Below are 2,940 nucleotides of genomic sequence, written 5' to 3' on the forward strand. Positions count from 1 at the left end.
ATATCGACATGGTGCTGAATAAACAGCAGCTTTCTGCACCGGGCGGTAAGATGCCGGAGAAGGAATCGGTGCTGAAAAAGCTGGAAGAAGCCAAGGCAACGCAATTCCAGAAGAAAACCAAGCAAAAAAATCAAACACAGGAGCTTTAAGGAGGAAGCAGCATGACCTACACCCAAGCCCAGATTGACAAAGCCAATGCGGTGGATCTGGAAAATTTTCTCCGGGCGCAGGGCGAAACGCTGGTGCGCAGCGGAAAGGAGTATCGCTGGAAAGCCCACGACAGCCTGACTGTCTGCGGAAACAAATGGTTCCGGCACAGCCAGAGCAAGGGCGGCTTTCCGGTGGACTTCGTGATGGAATTTTACGGCAAGTCCTTCCCCGAAGCGGTGCAGATGCTGACCGGAGAGCCGGGCGAAGTTCAGCCGGAGGCTGACCCCGCCCCCTCTCCGGCGTTTCGTCTGCCAATGCGGAACGTCACCAACGCCAACATCTTGAACTATCTGACGCAGGAACGGAAACTCAGTCCCTCGCTGGTGAATTTCTTCATCGCTGCCGGAGATATTTACGAGGACGCCGCCCACCACAACGCGGTCTTTGTGGGGCGGGATGCAGACGGGCATCCCCGCTACGCAAGCAGCCGTGGTATTCGGGAAAAGTTTCGGCAGGATGCGGCCGGTGCAGAAAAGGCGTTTGGCTTTGCCCACCGTGGCACTGACAAGCAGTTGCTGGTCTTTGAAGCCCCCATCGACCTGCTGTCTTTCATCGAACTGTTTCCGAAAAACTGGCAGCAGCACAATTATCTGTCGCTGGGCGGGGTGTCGGGCAAGGCGTTGCGGCAGTTTCTTTCTGAACGCCCGGACGTGGAGAGGGTGTTCCTCTGTCTGGATGCCGATAAAGCTGGAGAGGATGCCTGCAAGCGGCTGGCGGGGCTGCTACCGGACACCGTGAGCGTGACCCGCATCCAGCCCTGCATGAAGGACTGGAACGACGTTCTGGTGCACCGGGCAGAGATTCCGAACCGCAATTATTTCAAAAGCATCGTGCTGAAAGAGCCGTCAAAACCGGAAACGGTGAAGATCATCCGCATGAGCGACGTGGAGCTGACCCCGGTGGAATGGCTTTGGAAGCCGTATCTGCCCTTTGGAAAGCTCAGTGTTCTGCAAGGTAATCCGGGCGAGGGCAAGACCTATTTTGCCATGCACCTTGCCGCTGCCTGCACCAACGGAAAGCTGCTGCCCAACATGGAGCGCATGGAGCCCTTCAACGTGATCTACCAGACCGCTGAGGACGGTCTGGGCGATACGGTCAAGCCCCGCCTGATCGAGGCCGGGGCAGACCTTGACCGGGTGCTGGTCATTGACGACAGCGATGTGCAGCTGACGCTCTCCGATGAACGAATTGAAAAAGCCATTATCGAGAACAACGCCCGACTGGTCATCATCGACCCGATTCAGGCATATCTCGGTGCCGACGTGGATATGAACCGGGCAAACGAAGTGCGCCCCATCTTCATGCGGCTGGGACAGGTAGCGCAGCGAACAGGCTGCGCTATTTTGCTGATTGGGCACCTGAACAAAGCCGCCGGAATGCAGAGCCTGCAGCGGGGCCTCGGCTCCATCGACATTGCAGCCGCCGTCCGCAGCGTCATGTTCATCGGCAAGCTGAAGCACGACCCCACCATGCGCATCCTGACCCATGAGAAAAGTTCCCTTGCCCCGCCGGGCGTGTCGCTGGCGTTCTCTTTGGGGGACGAGGGCGGTTTTCGCTGGGTCGGCGAGTACGACATTACCGCAGACGAAATGCTGTCCGGCATCGAGCCGCAGCGGGAAACCAAGACCCAGCAAGCTAAAGACCTGATCTGCGCCCTGCTTGCCGGAGGAAAGCAGGTGCTCAGCGAGGACATCGACAAGGCGGCGCTGGAAAGGGGCATCCCCGGCAGAACCGTCCGGGATGCCAAGCGTGAACTGGGCGATGCCCTGAAAAGCAAGATCGTGGAAGGCCGCAAAAAGGTCTTTTGGATGGAATAAACCATTTGACTGGCAGAAAATTTTGGCTGGCAAGAAAATCATGGTACACCCACAGTTGCCAGTCTGCCAGCCAAATTCAGAAAATGACGATAAAAGGAGAAATCGAATGGAGAATCAGAATTCGAGTTATTCGGTGCAGATTGGCAAAACCACCTTTATTGTGTGCGTGAAGCAGTCCGAAACCGCCAAAAAGCCGATTGAAAAGATGTTCAAGGATATGTGCAGACATGAGGTCACAAGGGACTTCCTTGCAGACAACCTGATGAATTTAGAAAAATTACCGAAAACCTCTTGACGAAGTCCATCCCGAGGGTACCGGCTACCGTGCCCGCACCCGGTTCGCCAAGTTTTTCAATCTCCCGGAGTTGATGTCCATGTTCAAGGAGGTTGCGGACATTAAAACTAGCGACCAGCTTCATCTGCCGGTGCCGGTCGCAAAGTTTGAAACCGTGGTGGCAAAGCCGTCCGAAATTCAAAAGGAAATGGTGCAGGAACTGAGCAAACGTGCCGCAGATATCCACTCCGGCATCGTGGATGCGTCCGTGGACAATATGCTCTGCGTCACCAACGATGGGCGCAAGATTGGCTTGGACGTTCGCCTGATGAACCCCATGCTGCCGGACGACCCCAACAGCAAACTGAACGTATGCGTTCAGAATGTGCTGAAAATCTGGGAAGAGGGCAAAGACCAGAAGCTGACCCAGCTTTTGTTCTGCGATCTCTCCACCCCGAAAAACGACGGCAACTTCAATGTCTACGATGATATTCGCAAAAAGCTGGTTGCCGCTGGGGTTCCAGAAAACGAAATCGAGTTCATCCACAATGCCGACACCGAGGCGAAAAAGGCGGCATTGTTCTCCAAAGTGCGCTCTGGCGATGTGCGAGTTTTGCTCGGAAGCACTGCAAAAATGGG

Annotated in this window: 2 protein-coding genes and 1 pseudogene; all 3 read left to right on the forward strand. The window is 55.5% G+C overall.

Annotated elements, in window-relative coordinates; translation table 11 throughout:
- Positions 1-161: 161 nt before the first annotated feature.
- Complete coding sequence (locus C4N24_RS14865; protein WP_112092026.1) at positions 162-2,027, forward strand: AAA family ATPase; 1,866 nt, start codon at positions 162-164, stop codon at positions 2,025-2,027.
- 106 nt (positions 2,028-2,133) lie between these two features.
- Positions 2,134-2,322, forward strand: a complete 189-nt coding sequence (locus C4N24_RS14870) for a transposon-encoded TnpW family protein (protein WP_097779733.1) — start codon at positions 2,134-2,136, stop codon at positions 2,320-2,322.
- A 1-nt stretch (position 2,323) separates the two neighbouring features.
- Positions 2,324-2,940 (forward strand): annotated as a pseudogene (locus tag C4N24_RS14875) (DEAD/DEAH box helicase family protein); the annotation flags it as partial.

The organism is Faecalibacterium prausnitzii, assembly GCF_003287405.1.
GTDB lineage: Bacteria > Bacillota > Clostridia > Oscillospirales > Ruminococcaceae > Faecalibacterium > Faecalibacterium intestinale.